8 protein-coding genes and 1 pseudogene are annotated in these 12,883 nt (G+C 69.0%); 2 read left to right on the forward strand and 7 right to left on the reverse strand.

What is annotated here, in order from left to right:
- Nucleotides 1–68: 68 nt before the first annotated feature.
- Nucleotides 69–1,340: a macrolide family glycosyltransferase gene (locus tag AHOG_RS15540; RefSeq protein ID WP_093942004.1), complete on the reverse strand. Its 1,272-nt coding sequence runs from the start codon at nt 1,338–1,340 to the stop codon at nt 69–71.
- Complete coding sequence (locus AHOG_RS15545; RefSeq protein WP_093942005.1) at nt 1,291–2,133, reverse strand: NAD-dependent epimerase/dehydratase family protein; 843 nt, start codon at nt 2,131–2,133, stop codon at nt 1,291–1,293. The genes AHOG_RS15540 and AHOG_RS15545 overlap by 50 nt, the downstream gene beginning before the upstream one ends.
- Nucleotides 2,134–2,346: 213 nt before the next feature.
- Between AHOG_RS15545 and AHOG_RS15550 the strand changes: the two genes are divergently transcribed.
- Nucleotides 2,347–3,117 carry an FkbM family methyltransferase gene (locus AHOG_RS15550; RefSeq protein WP_093942006.1) on the forward strand — a complete coding sequence of 257 codons (771 nt, stop codon included), beginning with the start codon at nt 2,347–2,349 and terminating at the stop codon, nt 3,115–3,117.
- Between the two features lie 198 nt (nt 3,118–3,315).
- Complete coding sequence (locus tag AHOG_RS15555) at nt 3,316–4,026, forward strand: class I SAM-dependent methyltransferase (protein WP_093942007.1); 711 nt, start codon at nt 3,316–3,318, stop codon at nt 4,024–4,026.
- A 13-nt stretch (nt 4,027–4,039) separates the two neighbouring features.
- Here the strand turns inward: AHOG_RS15555 and AHOG_RS15560 are convergent, their stop codons facing one another.
- The 5 genes and pseudogenes from AHOG_RS15560 to AHOG_RS15580 form a co-directional block, all read right to left on the reverse strand.
- Nucleotides 4,040–5,089, reverse strand: coding sequence for a class I SAM-dependent methyltransferase (locus tag AHOG_RS15560; RefSeq protein WP_093942008.1), 1,050 nt, complete (start codon nt 5,087–5,089; stop codon nt 4,040–4,042).
- A 153-nt stretch (nt 5,090–5,242) separates the two neighbouring features.
- Nucleotides 5,243–6,334: pseudogene (locus tag AHOG_RS15565) on the reverse strand (DegT/DnrJ/EryC1/StrS family aminotransferase); the annotation flags it as partial.
- On the reverse strand, nt 6,331–6,777 hold the full coding sequence (locus tag AHOG_RS15570; protein WP_093942010.1) for a sugar 3,4-ketoisomerase: 447 nt from the start codon (nt 6,775–6,777) through the stop codon (nt 6,331–6,333). The gene AHOG_RS15570 and the pseudogene AHOG_RS15565, both read right to left, overlap by 4 nt.
- A gap of 168 nt (nt 6,778–6,945) precedes the next feature.
- Nucleotides 6,946–8,295: a crotonyl-CoA carboxylase/reductase gene (gene ccrA / locus AHOG_RS15575; protein WP_093942011.1), complete on the reverse strand. Its 1,350-nt coding sequence runs from the start codon at nt 8,293–8,295 to the stop codon at nt 6,946–6,948.
- Between the two features lie 602 nt (nt 8,296–8,897).
- Complete coding sequence (locus AHOG_RS15580; protein ID WP_093942012.1) at nt 8,898–11,687, reverse strand: AAA family ATPase; 2,790 nt, start codon at nt 11,685–11,687, stop codon at nt 8,898–8,900.
- Nucleotides 11,688–12,883 lie beyond the last annotated feature (1,196 nt).

Here is a 12,883-nt window from a genome sequence, read left to right on the forward strand (position 1 = left end):
GGAACGGCCCGCCGAGGACCACGGCAGACGAACCACCCGCCTCGGCGCCCGCATCGCCCCGACGGGCGTCAGGCCGGCTCGACGACCGAAGCGGCCGCCAGCGCCTCGACCCGGTCCGCGGCCGCTCGGGCGCCGCCCGCCCGTTCCAGTTCGCCCCGCATCTCCCGCAGCCGATCCCGAGTCGACGTGTCCTCCGCGGCCGCCAGGACCGCGCCCCGCAGCGTCTCCCCCGTCGCCTCGGCGGCGGGAAGCAGCAGGCCAAGCCCCAGCTCGGCGACGCGCTCCGCGTTGGCGTACTGCTCCGGGTGGCGAGGCACGACGACGAGCGGGACCTCGAACGCGAGCGACCCCATGATCGAGCCCATCCCGCCGGGGCAGACGAACACCGCCGCGTGGGCGAGCACCTCGGCCTGTGGGATCCACGAACGCACCTCGACGTTCGGCGGCAGCGGCCCGACCTCGGCCACGCCGATCTTGTCGCCGATGGTCATGACGACGTGCCACGGCAGGCCCTCGAACGCGGCCACGCAGGCACGGAAGAACTCGGGACGATCGTTGTCCACCGTGCCCAGGGAGATCAGCACGATCGGCAGGCCGTCGCCGGGCGGCCGCCATCGCGTCTCCGGCGGTCGGGGGCTCGCCTGCGGGACGCAGGGTCCGACGAAGGCATGGTCCGCGCCGAAGGTCTCGCCTCGACACTGGAACCGCCGAGGGATGAACACCAGGCTCAGCTCGGTGTCGCCGGGGAAGAAGTCCTTCTGGCCGTCGGTCGAGAGACCGTGTGCGGCACGGAAGCTCGTGAGCCGATTCTCGACCTCTCGCATCGCCGGATGTGCGAAGTCGATCTGGTCGGCGCCGACGGACAGCCGTTCCTGGAGGGAGAAGTGTTCGTTGGAGGCGAAGGTGGGCAGCAGCCGCACCATCGGCCTGCCCCAGCCGCGCGCCAGGACTCCGCCGCACAGATGGAGGACGATGTCGCAGACCAGGACGTCGGGGACGTCGTCGGCCAGCCGTTCGGCGACGGCGTCGCAGGCCGCCGACGTCTCGACCACGAGCCGCAGGCTCGCCTCCGCCATCTCGTCGACGGTGGGATCGACCAACGGCGGGGCGGCACTCAGCCCGACGCCGTAAGGCACGACCTCGGCCCCGGTCGCCGCCACGGAGTCGGCCACGAGGTCACCGACGAAACAGGTGACCCGGTTGCCTCGGCGCACCAGCTCGGCCACGACCTCCAGCGCGGGGAGGGTGTGGCCGTACGCCGGATAGAGCAGGCAGGCCACGTGCCTGCGGTCATCGGGCCGGGCCGTCGCGGAAGCCGGTTCCGATCGTCGTTCCGTCATGGTGCTCCTCCTCCGCCCGCGGCCGGGCGGGAACGTGCGACTCCTCGTCGGACGCCGGCGAGACGTAGCGATGGATCAGCCGTTCGAGGTAGCCGGGGCCGAAACCGTAGGCGGCCACCTCGGGAACCAGCTCACACAGTCGGTCGATCGACACGACGGCACCGCCCGAGGAGCCGGTCATGAAGTCCCAGCGCGCGGACGTGTCGAGCCGCCGTTCGATGCAGGTGACGATGTGGTCGACCGGCTGCGGCGTCCCGGAGGCGACGTTGACCACGGTTCGACACACCTTCGCCGCGAGCAGGTGGTCCAGGATGTCCACCATGTGACGTACGTCGAGCAGATCGCGATGGCTGCCCTGGTACACGGTCACCACGCCGGCTTCGATCTGCGCCGTCAGAGACGGCACCAGCTGGTGCGCGGGCTGGCCGTCGCCGACCAGCGAGCTGAGCCGCAGGGTCAGCCAGTCCACCCCGGAGTCGGCGATCATCGCCTCGAGATTCCATTTGTGGCGTCCGTACGGAGAGACCGGGTTGATCGGCTCGTCTTCCCTGTGCGGTCCGCCACGGCTGCCGTAGAGCCCGGAGGCCGCCGTCGAGAGAAAGACGATCCTCCGGCTCTCGGCTCGGCATCGTCGGGTGACCTCATCGACGAGCAGCCGCTCCCGAGCGAACTCCGCCGCGCCGTTCGCCGTGGTGCGGGAGACGCCTGCCGCGATAACCGTCGTGCCCGGGTGCCGATCGGCGAAATATCTCCGCAGATGCCGCGCGATGAAGCCGTTTCCGATGACCTCCATTGATTTCCCTTCACCACCGCAGCGTCTCGCACCGATCACTCGAGTACGCCGATCCCCGGGCCGGACGGTACCTGCGTCGATCTTCGACGAGCAACCCCTAACCGCCGACCCCTATTTTCTTGCTCGTGACGGCGACGCCGGGATAACCTCGCCGGGTCGCGACTCGCAGATCTACTTCGCCGCCGGTGACACGCCCGCCAGGAGGAATCGAGCATGGCCGAACTTCATTTCGTGCGGTTCACCGAGGAACTCGGCGTCTATACGCCGTCCCAGCACCCGGAGTACGGCCCTCATGAGGCTCAGTACATCTACTCCGAGGTCTTCGAGAGCCGCTCGTACCTGAAGCATCCGGTCAGCCTTCCCGAGAATCCGTTCGTCATCGACGCAGGAGCGAACATCGGGATCTTCGCGCTTTTCCTGAAACGAGAGCGTCCGCTGGCCGAGATCCTCGCCTTCGAACCGGTTCCCGCGATCCACGAGGCCTTGACCAAGAATATCGAACTGCATGGACTCGACGCGGTGTCGGCATTTCCTGCCGGCCTTGGCGAGACCGACGGCGACATGCGATTCACCTATTATCCGGCGCTTCCCAGCAATTCCACCGGCTACCCGGAGGACAAGGCGCTCAGCCGCGAGCTGATCGCCGGCCTGATGGGCGCCTCGGTGGCGGGCCAGGTCTACACCGGCGAGGAGGTCACGGTCGGGATCGCGCGGCTGTCGACGGTGTTGGCCAGACACGGCGGCACCCGCCCGATCGACCTGCTCAAGATCGACGTCGAGGGTGCGGAGCTGGACGTGCTGCGCGGGATCGACGACGCCGACTGGCCTCGAATCCGCCAGGTCGTCGCCGAGGTGGAGGACTTCCACGGGAGGCTGGCCGCCTTCCGCGCGCTGCTCGCCGAGAAGGGCTTCACGGTCGTCGACGAGGCCGCCGAGGGGCTGTCGGGATCGAAGAACCACCTGGTGTACGCCGTTCGGAGCTGAGGCCTTCTCGGAAACCCGAGGTCAGCAGAAGCCCGAGCTCACCAGGTGACCGACCGCGGGCCGTGCCCGCTTGTGGCGGCGGCTGCCAGGCCGAGCGGAATCCGTCCCGATTCGTCCGATCATGACCACCCGACCACGCCGCGCGTGGACGTACTCGCGCGACTCACTCGGCCGCCGAGAGCATTCAGGGGAGAACTCGTGTACGAAGCAGACCTCGCCGCCGTCTACGACGCCTTCTATGAGGCGCGCGGCAAGGACTACGCCGCCGAGGCCGCCGACATCGCTCGGGAGATCCGACAGCGGGCGCCGCAGGCGTCCTCGCTGCTCGACGTCGCCTGCGGGACCGCGTCGCATCTCCGTCGCTTCGCCGCCCTCTTCGACGACGTCGAGGGGATGGACCTGTCCGAGGACATGCTGGCCTACGCCCGCGCGAAGCTGCCGGGGGTGCGGCTGAGCCGGGGAGACATGCGCACCGTCGACCTCGGCCGCGAGTTCGACGCGATCACCAGCATGTTCAGCTCGGTCGGTTACCTGCGTTCGACGGACGAACTCGACGAGACCACGCACAGTCTGGCCCGGCACCTGACGCCTGGCGGCGTCCTGGTCATCGAGCCCTGGTGGTTCCCCGAGACGTTCCTCTCCGGCTATGTCGCCGGCGACGTGGTGACCAGCGGCGGGCGGACGATCGCCCGAGTCTCCCACTCGGTGCGCGAGGGCGACGCGACGCACATGCAGGTGCACTTCATCGTGGCCGACGCCGAGTCCGGTGCCGAGCACTTCACCATGTCCCACGTCATCACGCTGTTCACCAGGCAGGAGTACGAGCAGGCCTTCGAACGGGCAGGTCTGACCGTCGAATACCTGCCCGGCGGCCCGTCCGGCCGAGGGCTGTTCATCGGCGTTCGCTGACGAACCCGGGTGCTCACCGTCGTACGGCGAGCACCCGGTACGAGTTGGTGAGTCGCAGCCGATCCGCGACCGGTGCGACGAGGCGATCCAGGAGCATCCCCCCGAGCATCAGCGGGGCGCCCCCGATCAGCGTGGCCAGCCTGCCGGCCCGACGGAGCGGCCCCGGCCTGTCGAACAGCCATGGTCGGTCCTGCCTCGGCGCCAGATGGTTCACGAAGAGCCAGGCGGCCGCCGCGAGGTCGCACGGCAGGTGCGCCTCGGCACGCTGCACCACCACGACGTCGAAGCCGGCGCGGTGCAACTCCGCGCGGAGATTGGCCGGCGGGATGAAGTGCAGATGCTGCGGCTGGGTCCAGCCGATCCAATAGCGTCCGAGCAGCCGCGCGAACCGGCACTCGGGGTCGGGCACGTCGATCAGCAGGTGGCCGCCGGGCCGTAGCGCCTGATGTGCCGCGCGCAGCTCCGGCTTGGGTTCGGCGCTGTGCTCCAGGTAGTGGAACATGCTGACCACGTCGTAGCGGCCCGTCAGTTCGTCGGCGAGGTCGACGAACTGGCCCTGGTAGGCGTGCTTGATCCGGCCCTGCCGCCTGCCGAGCTCCACACCCTCGCCCAGGTCGAGCCCGTCGAACTCGGTGTCGGGGAACAACTCGGCCGCCGCCTGGCAGAAGTGTCCGTGGGAGGTTCCGACGTCCAGCCAGGACTTCGGGGATGCGTGGGGCAGGAGCACCTCGGCGCGGGCCTGATGCGCGCCTGCCTCCTTCTCCAGCTGTCGGTCCATCCGCTCGGCGGCCAGCCCGTCGTAGAAGTCCCGGTAGTAGAAGTCCAGGCCTTCCGGAGTGAGACGGGGGTTCTGGAACACGTGTCGGCAGCCGCCGCACTCGTCGAGGGTGAACCGCCCCGGCTTGTGCTGAAGCAGGTCGGTGGTCCGCAGTCGCACCCGCAGGTCGGTGGACCCGCACCACGGGCACGTCGTGCCACGGGGATGGAAGAGTCTGCTGGTGCCGCGTTCGAGGTCTGCTCGATACGCGGCCCTGCTGCGATCCACCTCGTCGGTGGTGGGCATCCTGGGCTCCTCTGCCGTTCTTCGCGGTTGATGTGGCCGATCACCCGTCGGCCTGCACGGTCAGGCCGAGGCAGGCGCGCGGGCGTCCGGCGGATCGCCGTCGGTCGGGGCGCTCCGCCGGTCCGACGGGTCGTCGGCCTGCTCGCGGACCGCGGCGTGCAGCGCGGCGACGACGGCGTCGACGTGGCCTTCGGACAGGTGCGGCCCCATCGGCAGGCTCAGGACCTCGTCGGAGATCCGTTCGGCGCGGGGACAGGAACCCTCGCCCGGGTGTGATCCGGCGTAGGCGGGCGACAGATGTGGGGGCGTCGGGTAGTGAACGAGCGTCCCCACCCCGCGGGCGGCGAGCCGCCGCGCCAGCCGATCGCGTCGTGCGCTGCGGATCACGAAGAGATGCCAGACCGGGTCCGCCCACGGCGCGACGTAGGGCATGGTCACGCCCGGCAGGCCTGCGCACTCGGTCAGATAACGCCGGGCGACGGCGGCCCGCCGGGCGTTCCACTCGTCCAGCAGGGGGAGCTTCACACGGAGCACGGCGGCCTGGATCTCGTCCAGTCGTGAGTTGGTGCCCTTGATCTCGTGGCGGTACTTCACGGTGGAGCCGTAGTTGCGCAGCAGGCGCAGGCGCCGGGCGACCGCCTCGTCGTCGGTGATCACGGCGCCGCCGTCGCCGAGCGCGCCCAGGTTCTTGCCGGGATAGAAGCTGAACGCGGTCGCGGTGGTCCGCGTGCCGATTCGCGCACCCCGGTATCGCGCGCCGTGAGCCTGCGCCGCGTCCTCCACGACGGCCAGGCCGTGTCGGCGGGCCACGGCCTGGACGGCGTCCAGGTCGGCGGGCTGCCCGTACAGGTGTACCGGGATGATCGCCCTCGTCCTGGGCGTGATCGCCTCGGTCAGGCGCGCCGGATCGAGGTTGTAGGTGCGCTCGTCCGGTTCGACGGCCACCGGCACGGCCCCGGTCGCGGAGACGGCGAGCCAGGTGGCGATGAAGGTGTGGGCGGGCACGATCACCTCGTGGCCGGGGCCGATGTCCAACGCCCGCAGTGCCAGCTCCAGGGCGTCGCAGCCGCTGCCGACGGCCACGCAGTGTCGTGTTCCGCAATAGGCGGCGTACTCGGCCTCGAACGCCTCGATCTCGGGTCCGAGCAGATAGCGGCCGGAGGTCAGCACCCGATGCACCGCGGCGTCGATGTCGTCCCGTAGTTCGGCATAGGCCGCGCCCGGGTCGAGGAACGGCACCGTCATGCGTATTCCCTGGCGGCCGTCAGGAAGTCCGCGTACTCCCGGAAGTAGTCGGACTCGTCATAGTGGTTCGAGGCGAGCACCAGCCCCACCGCTCCGGAGGAGAAATTGATGAGGTTCCGCCAGATCACCGGCCCGATGTAGAGACCCTGCCTGGGCGAGGTCAGGCTGAATCGACGTTTTCGGAATCCGTCGTCCACCGCGACCTCGAAGTGCCCGTGCACCGCGATGATGAGCTGTTCGAGGTGGTGATGACCGTGGGCACCGCGAATCGCGGTGGTCGGCAGGTCGTAAAGGTAGTACACCCGCCTGATCTCGAAGTCCACGTCCTTGCCCGCCTCCACGACGGACAGGCTGCCTCGAGGATCGACGAACTCGGGGAGCTCCACGATGTGGCAGGGCTTCACTCTGCCGACGGAGACGGCCTGATCGGTCTTCGCATCCATCTTGCGGACTCCCCAGTATTCCGACGATCTGCTGATCCTATGGACCGTCCGTCCGCGTCGAGAACCCCTGAAAACGGCGGGTGAGCCCCTTGATCGAACCCCGATTCGCCGTGCGCCATGCCGATCTCGGGTGATCCCGGCCGGGTGCCCCCGGCCGGGCCGAGTCGGTCAGCGTTCGTCCGGGGCGGAGCGGAATCGGTTGATCGCCGGAAGGTGCCTGGCTCGCATCTCGGGATCGGTGACGCCGAGTCCCTCGCTCGGGGCGAGACAGAGGATGCCGACCTTTCCGGTGTGCTGATTGCGATGGACGCTGTGGGTGGCGGCGCCGACGTCGTCCAGTCGATAGCTGGTCGACAGCGTCGGATGGATCATGCCCCGGCAGATGAGCCGGTTGGCCTCCCAGGCCTCGCGATAGTTGGCGAAGTGGGTGCCGATGATCCGCTTGAGCGACATCCACAGATAGCGGTTGTCGAACACGTGCTGGTATCCGGAGGTGGAGGCGCAGGTGACGATGGTGCCGCCCCTGGCGGCGACGAAGATGCTCGCGCCGAAGGTCTCGCGCCCCGGGTGCTCGAAGACGATGTCGGGGTCCTCCCCGCCGGTCAGCTCGCGGATCCTGCGACCGAACCGGGCCCACTCGCGCGGGTCGGGCTCCTCGGCGTTCTTCCAGAACCGGTAGTCCTCGGCGGACCGGTCGATGACCAGCTCCGCGCCCGTGGACCGCGCCAGCTCGGCCTTGTGCTCGTCGGAGACGACGCACACGGGAACCGCGCCGCCGTTGAGGGCGAGCTGGGTGGCATACGACCCGAGCCCGCCCGCCGCGCCCCAGATCAGGACGGTGTCGCCCTGCTTCATCCTGGCGCCGTTGCGGGAGACCAGCTGTCGGTAGGCGGTGGAGTTGACCAGACCGGAGGCCGCGGACTCCTCCCACGTCAGGTGGGCGGGCTTGGGCATGAGCTGGTTGGACTTCACCAGTGCCAGCTCGGCGAGGCCGCCGAAGTTCGTCTCGAAGCCCCAGATCCGCTGTTCCGGGTCGAGCATCGTGTCGTCGTGCCCTCTGGCGGACTCCAGCTCGACGGAGAGGCAGTGCGCCACGACGCGGTCGCCGGGCTTCCAGGCCGTCACACCGTCGCCGGTCCGCAGCACGACGCCGGAGAGGTCCGAGCCGACGACGTGATAGGGCAGGTCGTGCCGCGCCGCCGAGGCGCTGGTGCGCCCGTAGCGCTTCAGGAAGGAGAAGGTCGGCAGGGGCTCGAAGATCGCGCTCCACACCGTGTTGTAGTTGATCGCGCCCGCCATGACGGCGATCAACGCCTCACCCGGCCCCGGTTCGGGAGTCGGCACGTCCATGACGTGCAACGACTTCGCCGGGTCCTTGTCGGCGGTGGCGACGCCCTCGAACATGGTCGTCTCCTCCGCCAGCAGGACGGCGCCCCGATAGCTTTCCGGCACGGGAAGTGCGGCCAGATCGGCTCCCGTCCCGTCGTCGGACAGGACCGCGTCGAGAATGTCGATCATCTTCCGCCGCCTTCTATTTCGGACGTCTCTTCGCCGTCGAACTGTATCCACGAGAATTGCGGGCCGGTACCCCTAGAAGTTGATTGTTCACCAACCATGCGGATCCTGGGGCGGCCCAGCCCGCGGCGCGGCACGCGCCGCGCCGGACCGGCCGCCGGACGAGGCGGAGCCGGCAGGCGGACCCGCCGACCGCAGCCCGTCGCGACCGCCGAAAGCCGCGATGACCTGCGACGTCGACAGTACGAGGTCCGCAGGCGAGCACCGACGTCGAGGGACGGCAGGCCGCGTACCGGCCGGTGCGGACCCACGGGGCGGAGCACACACACGCGCCTTCTCCCCACCGCGATCCGACGTCCCGAACCACCGTCCGGCGACCCGGGGATTCGAATCGAGTGACCACGGAGCGGGAATTCGATACTGGTGGACTACCGCTCCCGGACCAACGTCACCGACCGAACAGCGACTATTCACTCCTGCCTTCGGACGATTCGTCGACAGCCGCCATGAACAACGGTCGACGCCGAACGCTCGTTTCGATGAACGATCGGATTCCGAGCACCGGGGAGGCGGTCGAGAACGCCCTTCGCGCGGCGGCCGCTCCCTCACGCGGACTCCCCGGCGTCGAGCACCAGCTCGGCGGGCAGGTGGGCTCGCCGGTGGACGTTCAACTTGCGGTAGACGCGGGTCAGGTGCTGCTCGACGGTGCTGACCGTGATGAAGAGCTGCTGGCTGATCTCCCGATTGGTGTGTCCCTGGGCGGCGAGGCTGGCCACCCGACGCTCGGCGTTGCTCAGCGAGGTGAACTCGTCACCGGGGACCGCCTGCGGCAGGCTGGTCTCCTGCACCGCCCGCCGAACCCCGCACAGGTCGAACAGCTCGCCCGCCCGCCAGGCGAAGGTCTCGGCCTTGTCGACGTCGCCGAGCGCCCGGCAGGCCCGGCTCAGCTCGGTGTGCGTATGGGCCAGCTCGAGCTTGTCACCGCAGCGTTCCAGCATCTCGCCGCTGCTGCGCAGAAGACTGGGACGTCGGACGAGGTCGCTCACGCCCGCCAGGGTGCGCAGCGAGATCCCCCGAGTCCGGGACGGGCCGGGGCCGACGAGCCGCAGCTGCTCCTCCGCGAGCTGCCTGGCGTGATCGCGTCTGCCGAGGGCCAGCTCGGCCTGCGCGGCCGCGCTGCGCCACGGGATGAGCGCGGGAAGGTCCAGCTTCCACCGGACGAGCTTCTCCCCACATTCCAGCAGGTCGTCGCGCGCGGTGTACACATGCCCGGTCGCCAGCCGATGGGCGCCGCGGGCGTACAGGTACAACAGGCCCCAGATCGTGTCGAACATCGCCTGCGGCACGGCCTGGCACAGCAGCTCCTCGGCCTCGCGGTAGCGGCCCGCCGTGCTCGCGGCCAGCAGCCGCAGACTCAACGGGGCGCCGATCAGCACGCCCCAGCTCTGCGGCGACATCCGTGCCATCGCGGTCTGGACCTGCCGCTCGACCTCGGCCAGATCGCCTCGCCGCAGGGCGATCAGGGCCGCCATGACCTCGAGCTGTGCCTGCCAGGTCGACGCACTCTGCGCACTCGCCTCCCGCCAGAGGAGCGTGCAGAAGCGGGACGCCTCCTCCAGCCGGTCGCCGACGATCAACGCGCCCAGGGAGACCACCACGGGCGTGACGGTGGCGTGATCGAGCCTGCATCCCTGGATCACCTGCCGGGCGATCCGCGCCGCGGTGTCGTCGTCGCTGTTCTTCAACGCCGCCGTCAACGCCGTGATCGCCCGTGTGACGGGCTGTTCGTCGACGAGCCCGCCGACCGAGGTGGACAGGACGCCGCTCGGCTCCGGACGCGAGGCCAGCAGCCACGGGCAGCCGATGCTCAGTTCCGCCGCGGTCTGCGCGGCGAACCGAGGGGCCCGCTCGTCGACCAGGTCGAGCAGCTCCGCGGCCTCGTCGAACCGCCCGTGCCAGAGCAGGTAGCCGATCAGGATCGGCACCTCGTCGTCGATCAGATGACGAAACTCCCCCGCCTGATACGAGGACACCAGCTCCTGAGCGGCGGCGGAGGGGTTGATCCGCCAGACCAGGTGGATGAGCCGAGCCGCGACGAGTGCGCGACGACGCGGTTCGCCACAGACTGACCGGGCCACGGTGAGGCATTCGATGGCATGGTGCACCTGATCGTTGAGCAGAGCCTGGTCCGCGGAATCACACAAGGCCTCGATCGCCCACGGCTCGTCGCGGACCAGATCCCCGGCCGCCAGCAGATGCACGGCGACGACACCGGCCTCGGCGCCCTCCCGAGTGAGCAGCCGCGCGGCGCGAAGGTTCAACTCCATCCGACGTCGGGGCGCGGTGCTCTCGAGGACGATGTCGCGCAGCACCGGCGCCCGGAAACGGACCCCCAGAACCAGGCCGGAGTCGGCGAGGGCGCTCAGCGCCTCGTCGACCGACTGGACGCCCAGGTTCGTCAGCTCGACGAGCCGTCGCACCGAGGAGAGCGTCCCCAGCACGGCGATGCCCGCCGCGACCTCGGCGAGCTCGGGCTCGCCCGAGTGGATGCAGGTGACCACCGACCTGCTGAAGGTGTGCCCGGCCACCGGGACCGTCAGGCCTGTCCGGGCGACGTCTCGGCCCGTCACGTCGGACCGCGCGGCGAGGGTGTCGGCGAGCAGGCCGTCCAGCAGCAGGGAGCCGCCGCCGGTGACGGCCAGACAGGATTCGGCGAAACCGGCAGGACAGGAGCCCAGCACGGTGCGCGCGACGTCGGCGATCTGATCGAGGTCGAGCGTGCCCAGCCGGATGTGGTTTGAATAGGACTGTCGAAACAGCTCGACGTCGAACAGCGGATGCACGGGGCGCGGCGAGTTCCACCCGCTCAGCACCAACATGGTCCTGGTCGAACGCAGTCGCCGCTGTAGGTAGGACACCGTGCCCAGGGAGGCCCCGTCCGCGTGTTGGAGGTCGTCGATCTCGATCACCAGCGGCCTGGTCTGCGCGAGGTTCAGCAACAGGGTCACCAGCCTGTGCACCAGGCGGGCGTGGCCCTGCTGCACGATGACCGGCCCTCGCGCGAACCCCGGGCCGACGTCCTGCGCGTCGAGCATGTGCGGGCCGAGGAGGTCGTAGGCCTCCTCCGCCACCCCGGCAGGCAACGCGTCGTTGTGGAAGAGCTGGCTGACGACTCCGAACGGCAAGGCCTGCTCCGCTCGCGAGCACTTCGCCGCGAGGACGAGCGCGCCCTCGGCCGTGGCGTGCGCACAGAAGTCCCGTAACAGCTTCACGTTGCCGCTGCCGATGGGTCCGTCCAGCATCATGACCCGGCCCAGACCGCGGGTGACCGCGGCGTACTGCGACCGCAGCGCATCGAACTGATCTTGAAACTCCGTGCAGCACCGCGTTTCCATGAGACTCCCCAGGCGACCTCAGAATCGTCTACGGGCAGCAGTCCCCTCATCATCAGCCCGCAATTGATTCCTGCATTGTGCGATGAAAACGACGACCGGCGACGCACAGCCGCCCGCCACGCTTTTTGATGATCATCTCGATGCTAACCATGCGGCTGGCAGCAGGTCAAGACGAATGAATACCTCGGCGACCCCGACGATTGTCACCCTGTGGGCCATTCATCCGTCGTCATGTCGACGAAGGAGAGCGCGCGAGGCGAATGGGCCGCACGAAGGCGGACAGTCGACGAGGCATCACCACACCACGATTCCGAGCAGCCGCCGACCGCACCGTCGGCACGCGAACCGGCGACGATGCCTGCATCGCGTGAAAACGGGCAGGAATTCAGCGAATCGGATTCGGCGGCCACAGTGCCCGACATGCCGAGGCCCGCATCAGCCCGCTCTGACCGCGGATTCTCCGTGCGAACCACAGGAGCCGTCGGATCTGGATCTGGAACCCGTCGAGGCGGCCACGCCGCCGCCGATTCGACTGCCCCGTCGAGCCCGGTGTTCACGGCTGGGCATTCGATGCACGAGGTGCGACCGCGCCGGCTCGGGCGGACATCGGCGCGCCCGTGCGGCGACCTCGCCCCGTCGCCGAGACCACCGACAGCCGACCCCACTGTGAACTGCGATGATGTCGACCATTCCTCGGTCGCCGTCCGTCCTGGGCCGGAGCCGGGACCGCCCGCCGAACCACGCAGGCCCACGGCTGAGCGGCGAGTCGGTGTTCGACGACAGACAGGAGGTGTTCCGAGTGCGACAGCGAGTTGATTCTTTTATTCTGATGAAGAATTCGAAGAAAACGACGGCGTTGCGATCAATCGGCCGACGCGCGGTCCTGACTTCTTCGTCCGCAGACACCCCTGTACAGCTCCCCGGTGCAACTTGTTCGGTCGCAGATGTCGAGCCGACTCGACACACCCGAATAAACCGTCCACCACCGATCTGTTCTACTCTGATCGTCAAGTTTCAGTGCAGTCTCGATTATGACACGGACGCTGCCGAGTGGCAAGCAGCCACGCGCCTGGTAGCCATGCTTGTAATCGACCGACAAAGCCGCCCGCCCGCCGACGGCCCACCTCGACACGATGTCGCTAATGGCCCGCGCTCACGAAGTTCGGTTCTTGTGAAGACAGTCGACGACGCCGTCA

The organism is Actinoalloteichus hoggarensis, from assembly GCF_002234535.1.
Classification (GTDB): Bacteria; Actinomycetota; Actinomycetes; order Mycobacteriales; family Pseudonocardiaceae; genus Actinoalloteichus_A; species Actinoalloteichus_A hoggarensis.